This window comes from Agrobacterium deltaense RV3 (assembly GCF_900013505.1).
GTDB classification, from domain to species: Bacteria; Pseudomonadota; Alphaproteobacteria; order Rhizobiales; family Rhizobiaceae; genus Agrobacterium; species Agrobacterium leguminum.
This window is the reverse complement of record NZ_LT009745.1, coordinates 1,660,235-1,661,313: the sequence shown is the minus strand read 5'-3', so window position 1 is coordinate 1,661,313 and position 1,079 is coordinate 1,660,235. Positions and strand designations below refer to the sequence as shown.

Genomic DNA, 1,079 nt, shown 5'->3' with positions numbered 1-1,079 from the left:
ACTGCTGTCCGGTTTAAATTTGGTGGACATGGCGCACGGTGTTGATTCTACTCGTATTCGAGCGTTTGGCGACGATCTCGGACACGAAAGAGGAGCAACACCGTGCGGCACAAGAATAGCGTCTTTCATGATCTTTTGAAGCGTATTCCCTGGGCGGCGTTTGAGCGGCTTGTGGATGAACACGGGGCTGACAAGCATGTCCGCCGGCTGTCGACCAAAAGCCAGTTCGTCGCCCTCCTGTATGGGCAGTTGGCGGGTTCGGTGAGCCTGCGCGAGATCGTCTTTGGCCTGGAGAGCCACTCTGCACGGCTCTATCATGTCGGCGCAAAGCCGGTGTCGCGCTCGACGCTTGCCGATGCCAATCGTCTGCGTCCGAGCCCTGTCTTTGCCGGGCTGTTTGCGCAGATGGTGGCGATGGCGGGACGCGGCCTGCGCCGGGCGGTGGGCGAGGCAACCTACCTCATCGATGCGACAGGGGTTCGCCTCTCCGGTGCCGGATCGCAGTGGGCGCGGTTTTCCCATCAAGCCTGCGGCGTCAAGGTCCACATCGTCTACGATGCGGATGCCGAACAACCGATCTATGCGGCGGTCACGCCGGCCAATATCAACGACATCACGGCTGCCAAGGCCATGCCGATCGCATCAGGCGCAACCTATGTCTTTGATCTTGGCTATTATGATTTCGGCTGGTGGGCCAAGCTGGACAAAGCCGGATGCCGGATCGTCACCCGGTTCAAGTCGCATACGCCGCTGACGGTCACCCATGAGCAGGCGGTGGACGGCGACGGTGTCATCCTGTCCGACCGCATCGGCCTGTTGCCGGCCCGCCAGGCCAAAAGCCGCAAAAATCCGTTCAGCGATCCGGTCCGCGAGATCACCATCAGGACCGAGACGGGAAAGGTGTTGCGCATATTCTCCAATGATCTCGATGCACCGGCTCACGAGATCGCCGATCTCTACAAGCGCCGTTGGGCGATCGAACTGTTCTTCCGCTGGGTCAAGCAGACGCTGAAGATCAGCCATTTTCTCGGCACGTCAGAAAATGCCGTGCGCATCCAGATCGCTGTCGCCCTGATCGC

Annotated in this window: 1 protein-coding gene; it reads left to right on the top strand. The window is 60.2% G+C overall.

Annotated elements, in window-relative coordinates:
- Positions 1 to 102 precede the first annotated feature (102 nt).
- Positions 103 to 1,079 (top strand): IS4 family transposase (locus AGR7B_RS08340; protein WP_080857034.1); only part of this gene is annotated, 977 nt, incomplete at its 3' end.